22 protein-coding genes are annotated in these 19,059 nt (G+C 70.3%); 11 read left to right on the top strand and 11 right to left on the bottom strand.

The genetic code is table 11. The annotated features are described in order from the left end of the window. Nucleotides 1-105 precede the first annotated feature (105 nt). From AB3X52_RS04240 to AB3X52_RS04230, 3 genes are all read right to left on the bottom strand, one after another. Nucleotides 106-894, bottom strand: a complete 789-nt coding sequence (locus AB3X52_RS04240; protein WP_367991613.1) for a hypothetical protein — start codon at nt 892-894, stop codon at nt 106-108. Continuing rightward, complete coding sequence (locus tag AB3X52_RS04235) at nt 895-1,320, bottom strand: helix-turn-helix domain-containing protein (RefSeq protein WP_367991611.1); 426 nt, start codon at nt 1,318-1,320, stop codon at nt 895-897. A 109-nt stretch (nt 1,321-1,429) separates the two neighbouring features. After that, entirely contained in the window at nt 1,430-2,647 is a 1,218-nt protein-coding gene (locus AB3X52_RS04230; RefSeq protein WP_367991609.1) for an asparaginase, read from the bottom strand. A 95-nt stretch (nt 2,648-2,742) separates the two neighbouring features. Here AB3X52_RS04230 and cysC point away from each other — a divergent pair, with 95 nt between their 5' ends. Both cysC and AB3X52_RS04220 read left to right on the top strand, forming a co-directional pair. Further along, nucleotides 2,743-4,578: an adenylyl-sulfate kinase gene (gene cysC / locus AB3X52_RS04225; RefSeq protein WP_367991607.1), complete on the top strand. Its 1,836-nt coding sequence runs from the start codon at nt 2,743-2,745 to the stop codon at nt 4,576-4,578. Nucleotides 4,579-4,634: 56 nt separating this feature from the next. Then, nucleotides 4,635-5,564 (top strand): sulfite exporter TauE/SafE family protein, encoded by a 930-nt coding sequence (locus tag AB3X52_RS04220; protein ID WP_367991605.1) that lies wholly within the window; start codon nt 4,635-4,637, stop codon nt 5,562-5,564. A gap of 37 nt (nt 5,565-5,601) precedes the next feature. Here AB3X52_RS04220 and AB3X52_RS04215 read toward each other — a convergent pair whose 3' ends face one another. From AB3X52_RS04215 to rfbB, 3 genes are all read right to left on the bottom strand, one after another. After that, entirely contained in the window at nt 5,602-6,579 is a 978-nt protein-coding gene (locus AB3X52_RS04215) for a hypothetical protein (protein ID WP_367991603.1), read from the bottom strand. Nucleotides 6,580-6,694: 115 nt separating this feature from the next. Further along, nucleotides 6,695-8,095 carry a sugar nucleotide-binding protein gene (locus AB3X52_RS04210; protein WP_367991601.1) on the bottom strand — a complete coding sequence of 467 codons (1,401 nt, stop codon included), beginning with the start codon at nt 8,093-8,095 and terminating at the stop codon, nt 6,695-6,697. A gap of 33 nt (nt 8,096-8,128) precedes the next feature. Next, a complete protein-coding gene (gene rfbB, locus AB3X52_RS04205) occupies nt 8,129-9,139 on the bottom strand; it encodes a dTDP-glucose 4,6-dehydratase (RefSeq protein WP_367991599.1) in 1,011 nt (336 codons plus the stop codon). A 46-nt stretch (nt 9,140-9,185) separates the two neighbouring features. On the opposite strand from rfbB, the gene rfbA reads away from it, so the two are divergent. Then, entirely contained in the window at nt 9,186-10,058 is an 873-nt protein-coding gene (rfbA, locus tag AB3X52_RS04200) for a glucose-1-phosphate thymidylyltransferase RfbA (protein ID WP_367991597.1), read from the top strand. A gap of 10 nt (nt 10,059-10,068) precedes the next feature. Here the strand turns inward: rfbA and AB3X52_RS04195 are convergent, their stop codons facing one another. From AB3X52_RS04195 to AB3X52_RS04185, 3 genes are all read right to left on the bottom strand, one after another. Further along, nucleotides 10,069-10,416 (bottom strand): phosphomannose isomerase type II C-terminal cupin domain, encoded by a 348-nt coding sequence (locus AB3X52_RS04195; RefSeq protein WP_367991595.1) that lies wholly within the window; start codon nt 10,414-10,416, stop codon nt 10,069-10,071. Between the two features lie 298 nt (nt 10,417-10,714). Next, nucleotides 10,715-11,881, bottom strand: a complete 1,167-nt coding sequence (locus AB3X52_RS04190) for a nucleotide sugar dehydrogenase (RefSeq protein WP_367991594.1) — start codon at nt 11,879-11,881, stop codon at nt 10,715-10,717. Between the two features lie 83 nt (nt 11,882-11,964). Then, complete coding sequence (locus AB3X52_RS04185; protein WP_367991592.1) at nt 11,965-12,633, bottom strand: hypothetical protein; 669 nt, start codon at nt 12,631-12,633, stop codon at nt 11,965-11,967. Between the two features lie 106 nt (nt 12,634-12,739). On the opposite strand from AB3X52_RS04185, the gene cysD reads away from it, so the two are divergent. Next, a complete protein-coding gene (gene cysD / locus AB3X52_RS04180) occupies nt 12,740-13,654 on the top strand; it encodes a sulfate adenylyltransferase subunit CysD (RefSeq protein ID WP_367991590.1) in 915 nt (304 codons plus the stop codon). Next, entirely contained in the window at nt 13,654-14,925 is a 1,272-nt protein-coding gene (locus AB3X52_RS04175) for a sulfate adenylyltransferase subunit 1 (protein ID WP_367991588.1), read from the top strand. The genes cysD and AB3X52_RS04175 overlap by 1 nt, the downstream gene beginning before the upstream one ends. Nucleotides 14,926-15,171: 246 nt before the next feature. Here AB3X52_RS04175 and AB3X52_RS04170 read toward each other — a convergent pair whose 3' ends face one another. After that, complete coding sequence (locus AB3X52_RS04170) at nt 15,172-15,360, bottom strand: type II toxin-antitoxin system Phd/YefM family antitoxin (RefSeq protein WP_367991587.1); 189 nt, start codon at nt 15,358-15,360, stop codon at nt 15,172-15,174. A gap of 165 nt (nt 15,361-15,525) precedes the next feature. After that, a complete protein-coding gene (locus AB3X52_RS04165) occupies nt 15,526-15,756 on the bottom strand; it encodes a hypothetical protein (RefSeq protein WP_367991585.1) in 231 nt (76 codons plus the stop codon). A 177-nt stretch (nt 15,757-15,933) separates the two neighbouring features. Between AB3X52_RS04165 and AB3X52_RS04160 the strand changes: the two genes are divergently transcribed. The 6 genes from AB3X52_RS04160 to AB3X52_RS04135 all read left to right on the top strand — a co-directional run bounded on the left by AB3X52_RS04160 (nt 15,934) and on the right by AB3X52_RS04135 (nt 19,025). Beyond that, nucleotides 15,934-16,194, top strand: coding sequence for a hypothetical protein (locus tag AB3X52_RS04160; protein WP_367991583.1), 261 nt, complete (start codon nt 15,934-15,936; stop codon nt 16,192-16,194). A gap of 172 nt (nt 16,195-16,366) precedes the next feature. Then, a complete protein-coding gene (locus AB3X52_RS04155) occupies nt 16,367-17,386 on the top strand; it encodes a matrixin family metalloprotease (protein ID WP_367991581.1) in 1,020 nt (339 codons plus the stop codon). Between the two features lie 424 nt (nt 17,387-17,810). After that, nucleotides 17,811-18,035 (top strand): hypothetical protein, encoded by a 225-nt coding sequence (locus tag AB3X52_RS04150; protein WP_367991579.1) that lies wholly within the window; start codon nt 17,811-17,813, stop codon nt 18,033-18,035. A 52-nt stretch (nt 18,036-18,087) separates the two neighbouring features. Further along, nucleotides 18,088-18,372 carry a hypothetical protein gene (locus AB3X52_RS04145; RefSeq protein WP_367991577.1) on the top strand — a complete coding sequence of 95 codons (285 nt, stop codon included), beginning with the start codon at nt 18,088-18,090 and terminating at the stop codon, nt 18,370-18,372. Then, entirely contained in the window at nt 18,365-18,607 is a 243-nt protein-coding gene (locus AB3X52_RS04140; RefSeq protein WP_367991575.1) for a transposase, read from the top strand. Before AB3X52_RS04145 ends, AB3X52_RS04140 begins: the two co-directional genes overlap by 8 nt. A 28-nt stretch (nt 18,608-18,635) precedes the next feature. Beyond that, a complete protein-coding gene (locus AB3X52_RS04135; protein WP_367991573.1) occupies nt 18,636-19,025 on the top strand; it encodes a transposase in 390 nt (129 codons plus the stop codon). Nucleotides 19,026-19,059: the final 34 nt, after the last annotated feature.

Raw genomic sequence — 19,059 nt, 5'->3', positions numbered from 1 at the left:
GCAGCGCATTTCCCCGGTTGGCAGGGGATTTGGCACCACGCCCCGGCACACGCAGACGAGGCCCGCTCCGATCGGAGCGGGCCTCGTGCGTGGTGGAGCAGCGGGTCAGTCGTTCTTCGGCTGCTCGGCGGGCTTGGCGGCCGGAGCCTTGGCCGCCGGCGCCTTGGCAGCCGGCGCCTTCGTGGCGGCCGACGCGGTGGTCTTCGCCGGGGTCGACTTCGCGGCGGCGGTCTTCGCCGGCGCCTTCTTGGCCGGAGCCTTCTTCGCGGCCGTCTTGGTGGCCGGGGCCTTCTTCGCGGCCGTCTTGGTCGCGGGGGCCTTCTTGGCGACCGTCTTGGTCGCCGGAGCCTTCTTCGCCGCCGGCTTCGCGACCGGCGCCTGGGGAGCCGGCTTGCCGCGGAGCTTGGCGACGAAGACCTCGCCGCGCTTGGCCAGGTCGTCGTAGGTGTCGGTGACCGTGCTCGTGGTCTCGTCCAGCTTGGCCTTGGCCTTGGCCGGGAGGGCGCGGGCGTCGGCCTGCAGCTCGGTGACGGTCTTCTTCGAGGTGCCGGCGAACTCGGCGTACGACTGCTTCGCCTTGGCGGGGAGCGCCTTGGGCTCGAAGGAGATCACGGTCTGCTTGACGTCGGCGTACTTCGCGGTGGCGTCACCGCGGTAGCTCACGACCTTCTTCTGCACGCCGACGGCGTACTCCTTCACCGCGGCGTAGGCCACCTCCGCGACGCCGGCACCGGCGTAGAGCGGCTTGACCGGCACGGCGACGTCGAGCTTGGGCAGCTCGGTCTTCGGCAGCTTCGGGAGCTCGGCCTTGGGGAGCTTCGGCAGCTCCAGCTTCGGGAAGGACGCCTTGGGAAGCGACGGCTTCGGGATCTCGAACTTGGGCAGCTTGGGCATTCAGATCTCTCCTTGCGGGGTGGTCGGGTCCGTGGTGGTGGTGTCGGTCGTGTCGCTGTCGTCGTTGGCGCGACCGTTGAGAGCGAGGAAGGACTGGTAGACGTCGAGGAGCGAGCGCTTCTGACGCTCGGTCAGGCGGGAGTCGCCGAGCACGGCGAGCTCGACCGAGCTGCCGACGCCTTCGTCAGGGCTGAGGATCCCGGCGCGGATGTAGACCTGCTCCGCGGAGATGCGCAGCGCCTTGGCGATCTGCTGGAGGACCTCGGCCGATGGCTTGCGCAGTCCGCGCTCGATCTGACTGAGGTAGGGGTTGGAGACTCCTGCCTGGTCAGCGAGCTGGCGCAGGGACATCTGCGCCGAGATGCGCTGCTCCTTGAGGTACTCACCCAATGTGCCGACCGTCTTGCCGACCTTGCTCTTGACCATGACTCCATGGTGCTAACTCTTGCTAGCACTTTCAAGTCTTCTGTTAGCAAAGACCACATGTTGGACGATTGGTTGTCTCGTCAACCTCGTGTCGGCCCGAACCGGGCAGTCAGCGCCGACTCGTGACCCAGACGTACGCCGCCAGCGCCATCCCCGCGACCCCCGCGAGGTCGGCGCCCGTGAGCCCGTGGCCGGCGCCGAAGGAGAGCAGGACCGGGCCCTCCATCGGTCCGTTGACGAGGATCCAGAGCACCGAGAAGACGGCGAGCAGCAGGGCGCCGGTCCGTCCGACGAGATGCGCGAGACCGGCCGCGAGGACGAGCAGGACGAGGACGAGAGGTGCCACCAGCCTGTCCCTCCCCGCGCGCGCTCCCTGGAGCGCGCGCAGCTCCCCGACAGGGCGGCCGCCGCCGTACACGGTCTGGACGCCGGTCGCGCGGACCGCCTCGGTGTCGACCCCGTCCCGGGTGTCGACGCCGTCCTTGGCGAGCGCGGCGGCCATGACGACCGGGCGGGCGCGCCCGGCGCCGTCGTCGGTCTTGAGGGCATAGGCGCGGCCGTCCGGCAGCGCGACGGCATAGACCGACTCGGCGCCACCCTTCCCGATCGCGCCGGGGACGGCCCGCAGCAGGGCGAGCTCGTCGCGGGTCGTCCCGGAGACGTTTTCGGGGTGGCGGCGGATCGCGTCGGCGATGCGCGCGGCGGGCCCCGTGGTCGCGGTCGCCAGCGTCGCGAAGGCGCGCGCCAGGCCCACCAGCGAGGCGGAGAGGAGCGGCGCACCGCAGCCGTCCACGGCGATGGTCGTGGGCTCGCCGGTCATGCGGGTGTACGTCGCCGTGATCGCCTCTTGCAGGGGGTGCGCGGGGTCGAGGTAGCCCTCGAGCGGCCAGCCGTTGGCCACGCAGGTGGCGAGCATCGCGGCGTGCTTCCCGGAGCAGTTCATCGCGATCCGCGACTCCGGCTCGCCGGCGCGGATCATCGCGTGGCGGGCCGTCTCGTCGAGCGGGTAGTCGGGGATGTTGCCGAGCGCGGTCTCGTCGAGACCGACCGAGGCGAGGATGCGGCGTACGCCCTCGAGGTGGAAGGCCTCCCCCGAGTGGGACGCGCAGGCCAGGGCGAGCAGATCGGGCGGCAGGTCGAGCCCGTGCTCGACCATCGCGTGCGCCTGGAGCGGCTTGTTGCACGAGCGCGGCAGCATCGGCGAGGTCACGTCACCGACCGACCAGTCAATGCTGCCGTCCGGGTCGAGGACCACCAGCGAACCGTGGTGGTGACCCTCCACGAAGCCGGAGCGGACGATCTCGACGAACGGGACGGGCGACGGCATGTGCCCAGGCTAGGCCGCGCACCTGACGCGCGCCGACACCGGGCTCGGGTCGTCCGCGCGCGACCGATCGGCGCAGATATGCCAAGGTTGCACCCGTGTCCAGCGCGCCCCAACACAGCCCCACCCCCCGTGAGCTCGACGACCTCGAGCTGATCGTCCACGGCGTCCTGCCCGGTCCGTTCAACGCTCCCGGCTCGGCCCTCACCCTCACCCTGCCGCCCGAGGTCGAGGAGAAGGCGCGCGCCGCGGGCGCCGTCGAGATCGTCGACCCCGAGGGCCTGCCGCTCGCGACGGTGTCGTGGCCGGCCGGCGAGGTGACGCCGCTGGCCACCCCGGCCTACGGACCGTTCCGCCGGTTCCACCTCTCCCCCGCCCGGGTCCGGGAGGCGTACGCCGGCCGCACGTTCGTCCCGGTCACCGATGCGCTCACCTACACCGAGCTCGACGAGATCGCCGAGCTCGGCCCGGTCGTCCTGCTCGCCCTCGTCGGCAGCGGCACCCCAGCGCTCTCCCCCGTGGCGCTCCTGCGCGCCACCCTGCTCGCGACCGGCCACCTCCAGGACGCGGTCGTCGTCGCCGTACCCCTGGCCTCGCACGGCGACCCCGAGGCCGATCACGCGCTCGGGATCGAGGTCACCAAGGCGTACGCCGCCGGCGACCCGGTCCACGCGCTCAGCGACGCCGCCGAGTCCGCCGAGGACCCCGAGCAGGCCGCCGACTATCCGTCCGACATCGCGGAGGTCGTGGAGTTCGACCGGCCGGAGCCGGCGGAGCAGGGCCTGGTGCTCTTCTTCACCGGCCTCTCGGGCTCGGGCAAGTCGACACTCGCGCGGGCACTGACCGACCGGATCCTCGAGCAGGGCCGCCGGACCGTGACGAGCCTCGACGGCGACGTCGTGCGCCGCAACCTCTCGGCCGGGCTGACGTTCTCCAAGGAGGACCGCGAGACCAACATCCGCCGGATCGGCTGGGTGGCGGCGGAGATCTCCCGCCATGGGGGCGTCGCGGTCTGCTCGCCGATCGCGCCGTTCGACGCCACCCGGCAGGACGTGCGGCGCTACGTCGACGAGGCCGGCGGCGCGTTCTTCCTCATCCACGTCGCCACGCCGCTGGAGGAGTGCGAGCGGCGCGACCGCAAGGGGCTCTATGCGAAGGCGCGGGCCGGGGAGATCCCGGAGTTCACCGGGATCAGCTCGCCCTATGAGGAGCCGGCCGATGCCGACGTACGCGTCGACACGACCGGGCGCACCATCGAGTCGGCACTGGTCGACATCCTCGTGGCGCTGCGCGACGCCGGCTACCTCGACCTCACCGGGGAAGGGCCGGGGACGAGTGGAGCGGGTGAGCCGGCCCCTTTCGTGCCGGCGCCGGCGACTGAGCCGGCGCCGACCCCCGAGCCGCTGAAGGTCCTCTTCGTCTGCACGGCCAACATCTGCCGGAGCGCGTACGCCGAGCTGGTGGCCCGCAGCCTCGTCGGCGACGGTGACGAGGTGAGCTTCGCCAGTGCGGGCACCCACGGCTGGCGCGACCACCCGCTCGAGGCCGAGATGGCGGCCGTGCTGCCCGAGGGCGTCGTGGCCGACGCGTTCCGCAGCCGACCGGTGACCGCGGCCATGCTGGCCGAGGCGGACCTCGTGCTGACGATGGAGGCGGCGCAGCGCGCCTACCTGCTCCAGGACCACCCCGAGCACGTCCGCAAGATCGTGACGCTGGGCCAGGCCGCGGAGGCGCTGCCGCGGCTCGCGCGCGAGGCGGACGGCCCGCTCGGCCGTGCCGAGCTGCTCCGCCGGCTGGGCACCTCGCGCGGCGCCGCCGATCCGGCGCTCGACGTCACCGACCCCTATCGCAAGGGCCCCGATGCGGCCGCCGCCGCGGCCGAGCGGATCCGGGTGTTGCTGGACGGCGTGCTCGCGGCCTTGCGCACCCCGTAGACTGCACCGGTCGACTTAAGTCGATCAGACAAGTAAACCTACGGAAGAGTGACAGGGTGCACGATCTCTTCACCATCGACGCGGGCGAGGTGCTCGTCGTCAGCTTCGCCATCGGCATCGTCGTCGGCCTCACCGGCATGGGCGGCGGTGCCCTCATGACGCCTGCCCTGATCCTGCTGGGCATCAACCCGACCACCGCGGTCGCCAACGACCTGGTCGCGGCCTCGGTGAACAAGTCGGTCGGCGCCGGGGTCCACTGGCGCCACGGGTCACCGAACCTGCGGCTCGCGGGCTACCTGATCGCCGGGTCGGTGCCGTGTGCGTTCCTGGGGACGTTCGTCACCCGGCTGCTCGGCAGCGGCGACGAGGAGGACCTGCTCAAGACGATCCTCGGCTACGCGCTGCTGTTCGCGGCGGCGTCGTACGCCTTCCGGATGTATCTCCAGCTCCGCCACGTCACCAGCGGCAACACCATCCCCGACGAGGACCCGCAGCTGCGACCGCTGCTCACCATCGGCATCGGCGCGGTCGGCGGCTTCCTGGTCGGCATCACCTCGGTCGGCTCGGGCTCGGTCATCATGATCGCGCTGCTGCTGCTCTATCCCACGCTCTCCGCGGTCAAGCTGGTCGGCACCGACCTCGTGCAGGCCGTCCCGCTGGTCGTCGCGGCCGCCGTCGGGCAGGTCATCAATCACGGCGTCGAGTGGTCGGTCCTCATCCCGCTCATCATCGGCGGCTCCCCCGGCACCTTCCTCGGCTCGAAGATCGCGCGCTGGGTCTCCCAGTCGGTGATCCGGCGCGGCATCGTGATCGTGCTGACGATGTCGGGCGCCAAGATGCTCGGCGCCTCCTCCGACGCGTTGCTCATCATCGCCGGCGCCATGCTGCTCCTCGGGCCGCTCGCCTGGGGCTTCGTCCGCCAGACCCGCGGGATCCCGGCCTTCGACAACAACCTCGCCGCCTGGCGGCTGCCGGAGCGGAAGTAGTCCGCATCCTCGGGTCCTCAGACGTGCCAGGCACGTCTCAGGACCCGAGGTCGTGGACCGGACAGTCCGGACCGCAGGGCGTCGGCGTCCCGTCCCAGCCTCGGCGCCGCAGGATGAGCGCGATTCGCATGGCGGTCCGGCACGACGTGCCGTACACCTGCTTCCACCGCAGCCTGGCCGTCTCCTTGCCCCCGAGCGCCAGGTCGTCGAGGTCACGGTCCGCGTCGCGCCCCTGGGCCGCCCACGAGTCGTGGCCCAGACGCCCGTCGAGCTCCACGACGAGGCCGTAGGCGAGGTACTCCACGTCGCGGAACTCGTGGCCGTTCGCGGTGCGGCGTGGGACCTGCCGGTGCGCCCGCGGCAGCCCATGGGCGCGCTCGACCCGCTCGAGATAGCCGTGCTCGAGGACGGAGCACGTCCCCTGCGCGAGGTCGGCGAGGAGCTCCTTGATCCAGCGCCGCCGACGGACGCGCGGGAAGCGCTCGAGCGCCCGGGCGAGGGAGCGCGCCGTCACGCCCCGCCGACCCACGACGTCGGCCAGGATCGCGACGACCTCGATCTCCGTCTCCGCCTCCTGGGCCATCAACAGCGCGTTGTCCTCGATCCGCAGCCGTGGCGGCTTGTCGGGGAACTGCCGTTTCGCCAGGCCGGTGACGCGATGGATGACGATGCCCTCCGGTGGGCGCAGCCGGCGGGACGCGTCGATCGCGACATGGATCGGCCCACCGTCGTCCTTCCTCGGCTCGGTCAGCGAGGTCCAGCACAGGGCGGCCGGCTGCGCATAGAGGACGGCTGCCCACGCGCGCTGGTGCCAGGTCAGGGGCCCGGTGTGGTTCACGTAGACGCGCGGGTGGACGCGGCGCAGCTCTTTGCGGCGCAACATCCTCTCGATGTCGCCGTGCGTGCGTCCGGCCTCATGGAGCTGGGCATGGCTCAGCACGCCATGCTGGTCCTCGCGGGTGCGCTCCAGCCATGCGTCCCAGAACGCCCGGGCTCGGTCCTCGTCCTCCGTCACAAGGAATGTCTTCCCGCGTGAAAGCGAGAACGAACGACCCACCTGACCCCTGTGGAAACTCAGATGCTCGGGTCCTCAAACGCGGCAGGCACGTCTGAGGACCCGAGGTCGGAGCTCAGTCCTCCAGATAGCGCCGCAGGGCGACCAGCTGGTCCTCGGGCTCGAAGCCGGTGGCGCGGATCTTGTCGAGCGCGAGGACGGAGTGGCGCGGCCGCGGGGCGAGCGGCTTGCCGGCGGCGTACTCCTCGGTGGTGACGGGCCGGACGTCGTCGGCGGAGCGGCCGCAGGCCGCGAAGACCTCGCGCGCGACGGCATACCAGGAGAGCGGCTCGCCGGCGTTGGTGACGTGATAGGTCCCGTACGGCGCCGCCGACCCGACCAGATGGCGGGTCGCGTCCGCGAGCGTCGTCGCGAAGGTGAGCCGCCCGATCTGGTCGTCCACCACAACGGGCGAGACGCCGCGCTCGGCGAGGGAGCGCATGGTGCGGACGAAGTTGGCGCCGTCGCCGACGACCCAGGAGGTGCGCACGACGTAGTGGCGGGGCGCGGTCGACGCGGCGAGGTCGCCGGCCGCCTTCGTCTGGGCGTAGACGCCGAGGGGCGAGAGCTCCTCGTCCTCGGGGTGGCCCTTCTCGTTGACGGCGGTGAGGGTGCCATCGAAGACATACTCCGAGGAGTAGTGGACCAGCGTGAGCCGGTGCTCGCGCGCGACCCGGGCGAGGCGCGCCACGGCGGTGGCGTTGACCGCCCAGGCCGTACGCCGGCCCTCGGGCGTCTCGGCCGCGTCGACGGCCGTGAACGCGGCGGCGTTGAGCACGACGGCGTACTCCCCCCACGGCCAGGCCTCGACCGCCTCCGGCGAGCCGAGGTCGAGCTCGGCGCGGCCGGCCACCTCGGCGTCGGGGAACGCCGCCGCGAGGGCGCGCCCGAGCTGGCCGCCGCCACCCAGGATGAGCGTCTTCTTGGGCGCCATCGGGGTGACGTCGGCGAGGCGCGGGTTGGCACGGTCCTTGGCCGAGATCTCGACCTCGTCGGAGTCGAGCGGGATCGGCCAGGCGATGGCGGCGGTCTCATCGGCGAGGTGGAGCGCGGGGTAGGCGACGCCCGGGCGCCAGTGGTCGTTGACGAGATAGGAGTAGACCGTCTCGTCCTCGAGCGCCTGATAGGAGTTGCCGACCCCGCGCGGCACGAACACCGCGGTCTCGGGGCCGACCTCGACACAGAACGTCGTGCCGAACGAGTCCCCCTCGCGCAGGTCCACCCACGCCCCGAAGACGCGCCCGGCCGCGACCGAGACGAACTTGTCCCACGGCTCGGTGTGGATGCCGCGGGTGGCGCCCCGGGTCGCGTTGAAGGACATGTTGTTCTGCACCGGCCCGAAGTCGGGCAGGCCGAGCTCGGTCATCTTCGCCCGCTGCCAGTTCTCCTTGAACCAGCCGCGCGCGTCGCCGTGCAGCGGCAGGCGTACGACGAGCAGCCCCGGGATCGGGGTGTGCTCGACGCTCAGTTCATTCATCGGATCAGTTCTCCGTGACGTCCGGGTTGGAGGTCACTGTCCCTTGGCCGCGTAGGCGGCCTCGGTCGCGGCCTTGGCGGGGCGCCACCAGTCCTCGTGGGCTTGATACCACGCGATGGTGTCGGCGAGACCCGCCTCGAAGTCCTGGTAGGTCGGCTCCCAGCCGAGCTCGGTGCGGAGCTTGCCGGACTCGATGGCGTAGCGGCGGTCGTGGCCCGCGCGGTCGGTCACGAACTCCAGGTCGTCCTCCGACCGCCCGAAGTGGCGCAGGATCGCCCGGACGACGTCGAGGTTGGAGCGCTCGCCGTCGGCCCCGATGAGGTAGGTCTGCCCGATGCGCCCCTTCTCGAGGATCGTCCACACGGCCGAGGAGTGGTCCTCGGTGTGGATCCAGTCGCGGACGTTGAGCCCGTCGCCGTACACCCGCGGCCGGCGGCCGTCGATGACCTCCGTGATCTGGCGCGGGATGAACTTCTCGATGTGCTGCCAGGGGCCGTAGTTGTTGGAGCAGTTCGAGATCGTGGCGCGGACGCCGAAGGAGCGCACCCAGGCGCGGACGAGGTGGTCCGAGCCCGCCTTGGAGGCGGAGTAGGGCGAGGAGGGGTTGTACGCCGTGTCCTCGGTGAACCGCTTCGGGTCGTCGAGATCGAGATCGCCGTAGACCTCGTCGGTGGAGACGTGGTGGAAGCGGACACCGGTGCGGCGGGCGGCCTCGAGGAGGGTGAACGTCCCGACGATGTTGGTCTGCACGAACGGTGCCGGATCGGAGAGCGAGTTGTCGTTGTGGGACTCGGCGGCGTAGTGGACGACCGCGTCGGTGGCCGGGTCGAGCCGGTCGACCAGCGGGTCCACGACCGAGGCGTCGGCGATGTCGCCGACGACCAGCTCGACGCGGTCCTCGGGCAGGCCGGCGAGGGACTCGCGGGTGGCGGCGTAGGTCAGCTTGTCGAGCACCGTGACGTGGGCGTCGGTGTGGCGCACGACGTGGTGGACGAAGTTGGAGCCGATGAAGCCGGCGCCGCCGGTGACGAGGATGCGGTTCACCGCTTCATCCTAGGGAGCGCGGGGTCTTCCGTAGGCTGGCACCACTATGAAGGGCATCATCCTCGCCGGCGGCACGGGCTCCCGGCTGCATCCGATCACGCTCGCGATCAGCAAGCAGCTCATGCCGGTCTATGACAAGCCGATGATCTACTACCCGCTCAGCACGCTGATGCTGGCCGGGATCCGGGAGATCCTGGTGATCACGACGCCCCATGACGCCCCGGGCTTCGAGCGGCTGCTGGGCGACGGGTCGCAGTTCGGCATCGAGATCACCTACGCCCAGCAGCCCTCCCCCGACGGCCTCGCCCAGGCGTTCACGATCGGCGCCGACGTCGGCTTCCTCGAGGAGGGCCGCGACCGGGTGGGGCTCGTCCTCGGCGACAACCTCTTCTATGGCACCAGCCTCGGCACCCAGCTGCGCCGCTTCCACGACCTCGACGGTGCGGCGGTCTTCGGCTACCGAGTCGCCGACCCGACGGCGTACGGCGTCGTCGAGTTCGACGACGACAACGTCGCGATCTCGCTCGAGGAGAAGCCCGAGAAGCCGAAGAGCCCGTACGCCGTCCCGGGGCTGTACTTCTATGACAGCTCGGTCGTCGGGCTGGCGCGCACGCTGACGCCGTCCGCCCGCGGCGAGCTCGAGATCACCGATCTCAACCGGCTCTATCTCGAGGCGGGGAGGCTGCAGGTCGAGGTGCTGCCGCGCGGGTCGGCCTGGCTCGACACGGGGACGGTGGAGGATCTCAACGAGGCGGCGAACTACATCCGCGCGATCGAGCACCGCCAGGGCCTCAAGATCGGCGCTCCCGAGGAGGTCGCCTGGCGGATGGGGTGGCTCTCCGATGAGGAGCTCGCCGACCTCGCCCAGCCGCTGGTCAAGAGCGGCTATGGGAGCTACCTGCTCGACCTGCTCCGCTGAGGGCTGGGCCTCAGGCCCGGTGGTAGTCGTCTTCGAGGCGGCAGATGTCGTCCTCGCCGCAGTAGTCGCCGCGCTGGACCTCGACGATGACGAGCTGCTCGTCGGTCTCGTTGCAGATCCGGTGGGCCTGGCCGACGGCGACCTCGACGCAGTCGCCGGGGCCGGCGATGGTGGAGTCGCCGTCGAGGATGCAGGTGGCCTTGCCGGAGACGATCACCCAGTGCTCCGCGCGGTGGTCGTGGGTCTGGTAGGAGAGGCGCGAGTGGGGCAGGACCTCGATCCGCTTCACCTTGTAGCCCGGACCCTCGTCGAGGATGTGCCACGAACCCCAGGGGCGGTTCTCGGACTCACCGATCATTGCTGTGCCTCTCGTTGCTGCTGTGCTCAGTGAAGCCTAGGTCGCGGAGGCCGCGGTCGTCTTGGCTTCAGTAAAATCGCGGTGCCGAGCGCTGTGCCGCTCCAGGTGGGGGCACCGGTCGCCGTACTTCTTCTTGCAGGCGACCTTCCGTCGCCACCGTCTCCACATACGCATAGGAGAACGCTGTCACCGGGGCCGGGATCGGGACGGCGGAATGCTTGAGAAGTCACCCAAATGAGTTAATCCGGTCCAGGCCATCGGGACCCCAGTCCCGACCAGGAGGACCCCAGACCCTGCCTCAGTCGCGGCCGTAGATGTCGCGGGTGTAGACCTTGGCGGCGACGTCGTCGAGGACGTCGGTGCGACGGTTGGCGATGATCACGTCGGCGCGCTTCTTGAAGTCGTCGAGGTCACGCACGACCTCGGAGTTGAAGAAGAGGTCGTCGACCAACTCGGGCTCATAGACGATGACCGGGACGCCCTTGGCCTTGATCCGCTTCATGACGCCCTGGATCGAGGAGGAGCGGAAGTTGTCGGAGCCGGACTTCATCGCGAGGCGGTAGATGCCGACGACCGCCGGGTTCCGCTTGAGGATGTCGGTGGCGATGAAGTCCTTGCGGGTGGTGTTCGACTCGACGATGGCGCTGATGAGGTTCTGCGGGACGTCGCGGTAGTTCGCGTGGAGCTGCTTGGTGTCCTTGGGCAGGCAGTAGCCGCCGTATCCGAACGACGGGTTGTTGTAGTGGCCACCGATCCGCGGGTCGAGGCCGACGCCCTCGATGATCTGGGCGGTGTCGAGATCGCGGGTGGCGGCGTAGGTGTCGAGCTCGTTGAAGTAGGCCACCCGGAGCGCGAGATAGGTGTTGGCGAAGAGCTTGATCGCCTCGGCCTCCGTCGATCCGGTGAGGAGCACCGGGACGTCGTCGTCGAGCGCCCCCTCCTGGAGGATCTCGGCGAAGGCCTTGCCGTCGGCGCACTCCGACCCGACGACGATGCGCGAGGGGTGCAGGTTGTCGTAGAGCGCGCGGCCCTCGCGGAGGAACTCCGGGGAGAAGACGATCGCGGCGCCGGGGTGGCGCTCGCGCAGTTCGGCGGTGAAGCCGACCGGGACGGTCGACTTGATGACGATCGCGGCCTCCGGGTTGGTGGCGAGGACGTCGCTGACGACGGTCTCCACCGTGTGGGTGTCGAAGTAGTTGGTCTTCTCGTCGTAGTTCGTGGGGGTCGCGACGACGACGAAGCGGGCGCCGTCATAGGCCTGCTGCTTGTCGAGGGTGGCGGTCAGGTCGAGCCCGTCGCCGGCGAGGAATGCCTCGAGCTCGGCGTCCTGGATCGGCGAGCGACCCGCGTTGATGGCGTCCACCTTCTCGGGGACGACGTCGAGCGCCACCACCTCGTGACGCTGGGCGAACAGCACTGCCAGCGAGAGTCCGACGTAGCCGGTGCCGACGATCGCGATCTTCATGCGAGCCAGGGTAGGTGCGGGGCCCTATCACTGGGGTCGCTTTGCGGAGACCCCGGCGTGAACATTGCGTCACACGACCGGCCTCAGCCGGAGGCGCCGAGACCGTCGACCGCGGCGAGGACGTCGGCGAGCGCGGCGCGCTGGTCGTCGCTGAGCCGATCGCGGTGGAACCCGGCGTCCGCCAGCAAGGCCACCGCCTTGTGGGCCTGGCCGAGCGAGACGCCCGCGACGGCGGCGATCTCGCGCAGCGTCGCGGTCGGCAGCGACGGGTCGTCCAGGAGGGCCGCGACCACACGCCGATTGGCCGGGGTGAGGAGGGTGGACGTACGCCGGCCGGCGGCCGCCGGCTCCGACGCCATGCCGGCCCGGTCTGCTCCGCCCGTCCGCTCGGCCCGCGGCGGCCTCGGTCGTCCCGCGACCTCGATGAGGACGGTCCCGAACCGGACGGAGGCGTTGCCGACGCTGTCGACGTAGCAGACCCCGGCCTCGCGCAACTGCTCGCCCATCCGCGGGGAGATCCAGGGCGCGGTGACCATCGCCCGGACCGCCTCGTCGCGGGCGGCGAGCACCTCGGAGAGCCGGATCGCGGGCATGGCGTAGAGCGAGAACCGCTGGTGGGAGCCGGCCCACCGCAGGGCGAGGGTCGCATCGGCCCGCACGAGCGGAGATCGCTCGTGCCGGACCGTGCAGTCCACGCCGTACTCCCGCAGGCGCGCGTGCACCGCCTCGACCAGCGTCCTCGTGACCGTCATGCTGTTCACTCTAAAGGCGTGTTCATGATCCACGAACACGCGGGTTCACTGAACAAACGGCGGTGCGGATGGGGATCGAGGCGAACCGAGGGTTAGGCTGCCCGCCATGACGTCCACCCATGCCGACTACCGGTTGAGTCAGCTCGACCAGCTGGAAGCCGAGTCGATCCACATCTTCCGAGAGGTCGCCGCCGAGTTCGAGAAGCCTGTGCTGCTGTTCTCCGGCGGCAAGGACAGCATCGTGATGATGCGCCTCGCGGAGAAGGCGTTCTTCCCGGCCAAGATCCCCTTCCCGGTGATGCAGGTCGACACCGGCTTCGACTTCCCCGAGGTCGTCGAGACGCGTGACCGCTGGGTCAGCCGCCTGGGCGTCCGCCTGATCATCGCCAGCGTCGACCAGGCCATCAAGGATGGCATCGTCGTCGACGACGGCAAGACCTCGCGCAACCGTCTCCAGATCGGCACGCTGCTCAACGCCATCGAGGAGAACGGCTTCACCGCCGCCTTCGGCGGCGGCCGCCGCGACGAGGAGAAGGCCCGTGCCAAGGAGCGCGTCTACTCCCACCGCGACGAGTTCGGCCAGTGGGACCCGAAGAACCAGCGCCCCGAGCTGTGGAGCCTCTACAACGGCCGCATCCACGAGGGCGAGCACATGCGGATCTTCCCGATCTCCAACTGGACCGAGCTGGACATCTGGGACTACATCGCCCGGGAGCGGATCGAGATCCCCTCGATCTACTTCTCCCACCAGCGCGAGGTGTTCGACCGCGACGGCCTGCTCCTGACCGCAGGCCCGTTCAACCCGCTGCGTGAGGGCGAGACCGTCGAGGAGCGCACCGTCCGGTTCCGCACGGTCGGCGACATGACGCTGACCGGCTGCGTCGAGAGCACCGCGTCGACATACGAAGAGATCATCGAAGAGGTCGCCGTGGCCCGCGTCACCGAGCGCGGCGCGACCCGAGGCGACGACAAGTTCTCCGAGGCCGCCATGGAGGACCGCAAGAAGGAGGGTTACTTCTGATGGCCGACGAGAAAGTTCTGCCCGACATGGACCTGCTGCGCTTCGCGACGGCCGGGTCGGTCGACGACGGCAAGTCGACGCTCATCGGGCGCCTGCTGCTGGACTCGAAGTCGATCTTCGAGGACCAGCTCGAGGCGGTCGAGCGGACCAGCGAGTCCAAGGGCTACGACTACACCGACCTGGCGCTGCTGACCGACGGGCTGCGCTCGGAGCGCGAGCAGGGCATCACGATCGACGTGGCCTACCGCTACTTCGCGACGCCGAACCGCAAGTTCATCATCGCCGACACCCCGGGCCACGTGCAGTACACCCGCAACATGGTCACCGGCGCCTCGACCGCCGACCTCGGCCTGGTGCTGGTGGACGCGCGCAACGGGCTCTCGGAGCAGTCCCGCCGCCACGCGGTGATCCTCTCGCTGCTGCGTGTCCCGCACCTCGTGCTGGCGATCAACAAGATGGACCTCGTGGACTTCAAGCAGGAGGTCTACGACCAGATCCACGCCGAGTTCACGCAGTTCGCGACGAAGCTCAACATCCCCGACCTCGAGGTCATCCCGATCTCGGCGCTGCAGGGCGACAACGTCGTGACCCGCTCCGAGAACATGCCGTGGTATTCCGGCCCGACGCTCATGCACCACCTCGAGCACGTCCACGTCGCCTCCGACCGCGACCTGATCGACGCGCGGTTCCCGGTGCAATACGTCATCCGGCCGAAGTCGGACGAGCACCACGACTACCGCGGCTACGCCGGCCAGGTGGCCGGCGGCATCCTGAAGCCGGGCGACGAGGTCGTCGTCCTCCCGTCGGGGATGACGTCGAAGATCGCCGGCATCGACCTCTTCGACCAGGAGGTCACCGAGGCGTTCCCGCCGATGTCGGTGACGGTCCGACTCGAGGATGACGTCGACGTGTCGCGCGGCGACATGATCGCCCGGGTGCGCAACGCCCCGGAGCCGACGCAGGACATCGACGCGATGGTCTGCTGGATGACGAACGCGCCGCTGCGGCCGCGCCAGAAGCTCGCCATCAAGCACACCACCCGCTCGGCCCGGGCGTTGGTGAAGGACGTGCAGTATCGCCTCGACGTCAACACCCTCCACCGCGACCAGGACACCAAGGAGCTGGGTCTCAACGAGATCGGCCGCGTCCAGCTGCGCACCACCGTGCCCCTGCTGGCCGACCCGTACTCCAAGAACCGCACCACCGGCTCCTTCATCCTCATCGACGAGGCCACCGGCATCACCGTCGGTGCGGGCATGATCAACGGCTGATCGTCGGTCGACACCGTCGCACGCCGGTCGTACGCCGAAGGGGGGCGCCCCACAGGGAGCCGCCCTTCTCGCGTCGTGGCGCCGGCCGATGGCCGACCGGCGTCGTGCCGGCCCTCGAGAGAGGGGTCCATCGGGTCTCCGCGTCCGACTGACCGGTCAGTCAGGTGTCACGCTGGCCACCGTCTCAGACGGGATCGAACACCTCGGGGCCGAGCAACGCGCGATGGGCGGCTGGCCGGCGCCACCTCAGCCCAGTCGCACGCCCTCGGCCTCCGGAAGCCGGGCGGCGGGGATGCGGGTGGTCCCGACGTCGGTCGGGGTGATGCGGGCGATGGGCCGACCGTCGCGAGTGACCTCGTACGTCTCCCCGAGCGACACGTCATAGAGGACCTCAGCGAGCCGTCCGGCGAGGTGCCAGTCACTGATGATCTTCACGGTGCCGACGCTAGGCCCCGCGTCTGTGGCTGAGCCGAGAATGCCCGGAGAAGAGACCAAGGACCCGGGACCGAGGACCCGTTCAGGCTCGAAAGGGCGCGGGATACCCACATGTGAGGTTTCGCCCGGTCTGGACCAGCCGCTACAAAGAACGATCTGCTGATCTCAGGCAGCCGCGTCCGGAGAGGCCGGCGCCATGCCGTCGACGCCGACGTACGCCGCGCCGGCGCCGCCCCACCCGACGACGTACGAAGCCAGGCCGGCCCTCGTTCCCACCTCTCCGCGAGGGCCGGTCGCCCCCAGGACAGCCGGGACGTGCGTGACGAGAAGCCGATCGGCCTCGTCGTGGCGGTGGTTCCGAGCGGTGGTGACGGTCTCGCAGGGCACGGCGGTCATGAGGTCCTCCGGTTCGTCGCTGGATCAGCTGGGGTCGTGACCTTGAGCGTCGCGGGACCGGTTGGGCGGGCCGTGGGACGGCGCTGTGGAGGCGCTATGCGTACGACGCCGGCGCCCGGCCAGCGTGGCGGCCGCCCACCCCTCCCAGGCTTCGAACACACGTTCTATCCTGGCCACATGCGGGCAGCCGAACCGGTCCACGTCTGGGTGGACCTCACGAACTCGTGGGGCCCGCGCTCCGAGCCGGGCGTCCTCATCGGCTGGCGCAAGGGCAACCTCGGCTGGGAGGGCTGGGTCATCCGCGTCTCGACCTACTCCACCGGCAACGGCTCCGCCGTCCACGTCGTGCAGTCATGGATCCCCGCCCCGCTGATCCGCCGCGCCGCCACTGATCCCCCGCGGGCGGACATCTCCCAGCACAAGCGCATCGGGGGCTGAACAGAATTCTGTTCGGGCGCTTGTCGGCGGCCCCGGCGCCAGCCGCTCGGCGCCGCACGAATAGCCCGATCGGACCACTCCCCCAGGGCCATAAGGCCCGAGCGCGCTCGTTCCTCGGCGCGGCGGCGCGAGCGGCCTTTACTGTCGGCGCGGATGCTCACCGAGGAGGACCATGCGACGCGCCATCGCCGCGACCATTGCGGCCGTCACCGCCACCGGGATCGGTGCCGGGCTCGTCCCCGCCGCCCACGCGACCACCGTGACGGCACGCACGGCGCTGCACCGCACCACCGTGGCGGTCGGCCAGCCGACGCATGCGAGCGTGACGCCGAACGGGACGGTCACCCTGAGCGGCAGCGTGCGGGACGCGACGGCCGGCAAGCCCGGCGTACGACGGGCGCTCCACCTCGAGCTGAAGACGGCGTCGGGGTGGGTCACCCGGGCGACCGGCGCCACCAACGCCACGGGGGGCTACACGCTGCGCGTCCCGACGTACTGGTATGGCCACCACACCTGGCGCGTGGTCGCTCCGGCGACGAGGACGGCGGCCGCGGGCGCGTCGTCGGCGCGCGCAGTGACGGTCACGGTGCCCTACAAGGCGCGCGGGAAGGCGTCGAGCCACACGTTCATGCAGGCACGGGTCGTCCGCTGGAACCCATGCCAGGTCATCCCCTACCGGGTCAATCTCAACGGCGGCCCGGCCGAGACGATGGCGGTGGTCAAGGCGTCGTTCGCCAAGCTCACCGCGGCGACCGGCATCCGGTTCGCCGACAAGGGGACGACGTCGGCGATCCCGTTCGCGGCGGGCAAGCGCGGCCAGCTTGCGGCTGGCATCACGATCGCCTGGACCCGCGTCTCCACGGTCAGCGGACTCGCGGGCACCGCGGTGGGCCTGGGCGGCTCCACATGGACGACCCGGCCGACAGCGCACTACATCGACGGCGGCGTCGCCCTCGACAAGGCCTTCCCCCTGCCGAAGCTCTCCAGCACGTCGAGCGCCAGCGTCAAGAAGCTGCGCACCAACCTCATCGAGAGCGTCGTCCTGCACGAGCTGGGGCACGTCATGGGGCTCGGCCACGTCAACGACCGCCAGCAGGTCATGAACCCCGTCGACGTCGACGGTTGGACGACGTACGGCGCCGGCGACCTCGCCGGCCTCGCCCGTCTCGGCCTCGACCAGGGCTGCCTCTGACCTGACGCTCCCCGGTCAAGACGAATACGGAGAAGAGAGCGCTCGGCCGGTTCTCCGCAGGGCCCCGCCGGACCAGACATTTCGTACGACGCCCGCATGCCCGACCCCAGTGCGGGTTACTTCGGGTCGCTCGTTACGCACGAGCCGCGCTCATGGGCCCCGTCCATCCCGCAGAGGACGGGGCCCAACGCATGTCAGCCCAGAAGAGCCCGGCCACGACGACAGGGTGCGGCAGCCCGGTCGGGTGACCTGTCTGCGGTGCTCGACCCAGGGGACACTCCTCGGCAGGACTGCCGCACGCCGACCACGCTAAACCCCCGCGACACGCGCGCGCATCCCCGCCCTGGAGTCGCGCTACAACGTCTGGTCGGAGCGCGCCGGCGCGAGCTTCGTCTACAACGGCGTCAGCGGCGCCATGCTGAGGATGACGCCGCAGGACCGTCACGCGCTTGCCGAGGCCTCCGCCGGTCGGCCGGCACCGGCGGAGGTCTCGGCCGAACTGCTCACCCAGCTCACGCACGGACGCATGATCGTCCCGGACGATGCGGACGAGGTCGCCATGCTCGGGGCGCGCTCGGGGCGCGCTCGCGCCGCAGGCGTTGCTGACCGCCCGGGTGTGTTGGTGGGCGATCAACCAGATCCGTCGTGACGACGCCTCGATCGGTGGCTTGGCGCGACAACTCTGGACGACGTGCAACACGGTGTGGACCTCGATCCGTCCGATGATCACGGCGATGGCCGCGGACGAGATTCGGTTCGCCGGCGCGAAGCCTCGCGGCGTCGATGAGCATGTGTGGCACCACGTGGCGAAGTTTCCGGTCGCCGATGGTCGCGGGCACAAGCATCTGACCGGGATGGTCGACCTCACCGCCGGGAACGACGGCAAGCCGCGGGCGCGGCTGGTCGACGTCGTCCCTGGCGGGTCCAGCAAGGCCCATAGCGGCTGGCTCGAGGAGCGCGGCGAGGACTTCAAGAACGGTGTCTAGGTCGCCACCATCCCCGCTCCACGGCCACAAGAACGCCATCGACGACCAGCTCGAGGACTCGACCGCGATGCTCGACGCGTTCCATGTCGTCGAGCCCAGCACCATCGCGGTCGATGAGGCCCGACGCCGGGTACAGCAGGAGATCCACGGCCGCCGTGGCCGCAAGAACGTCCCGCTCCACGGGATCCGCACCGTCCTGCGCTGCGGCGCCAAGAAGCTCACCGACCGTCGATGAGCTCGGCTCGACCGGGCGATCGCTGCAGATGACCCCCACGACGAGGTCCTCGTCGCGTGGCTGTGCGCAACAGCAACTCCGATCCGCCTACAACGCCCAGAGCCCGGCCGAAGGACGGCCGACCGCCCAGAAGGTCCTCGTCTCCTTGACACCGGCCTGCCCGATCCCGGAGATCAAGCGACTCGGCAAGACCCCGAAGCATTGGCGCGAGGCGCCCCTGGCCTACTTCGACACCGGCCGCGCCAACAAGGGCGGCACTCAAGCCATCAACGGCCTCATTGAACTCCACCGCCGCGTCGCCCGCAGCTTCCGCAACCACGAGCTACCGACTCGCATGCTGCTCGTCGGCGGCGGGCTGTCCAACCTCACCTCAAGTAGGAAGAGCCTGATAGAGGTCGCCGACCGCGCCGTTCGCTGAGAACGCAACGCTAAAGGTCGCCAGCAGGCGAATA

Origin of the sequence: Nocardioides eburneus (genome assembly GCF_040838215.1) — a bacterium.
In the GTDB taxonomy this organism is placed as follows: Bacteria; Actinomycetota; Actinomycetes; order Propionibacteriales; family Nocardioidaceae; genus Nocardioides; species Nocardioides eburneus.
Note: the sequence above shows the minus strand (reverse complement) of the source record. Positions and strands in the feature narration are given on the sequence as shown.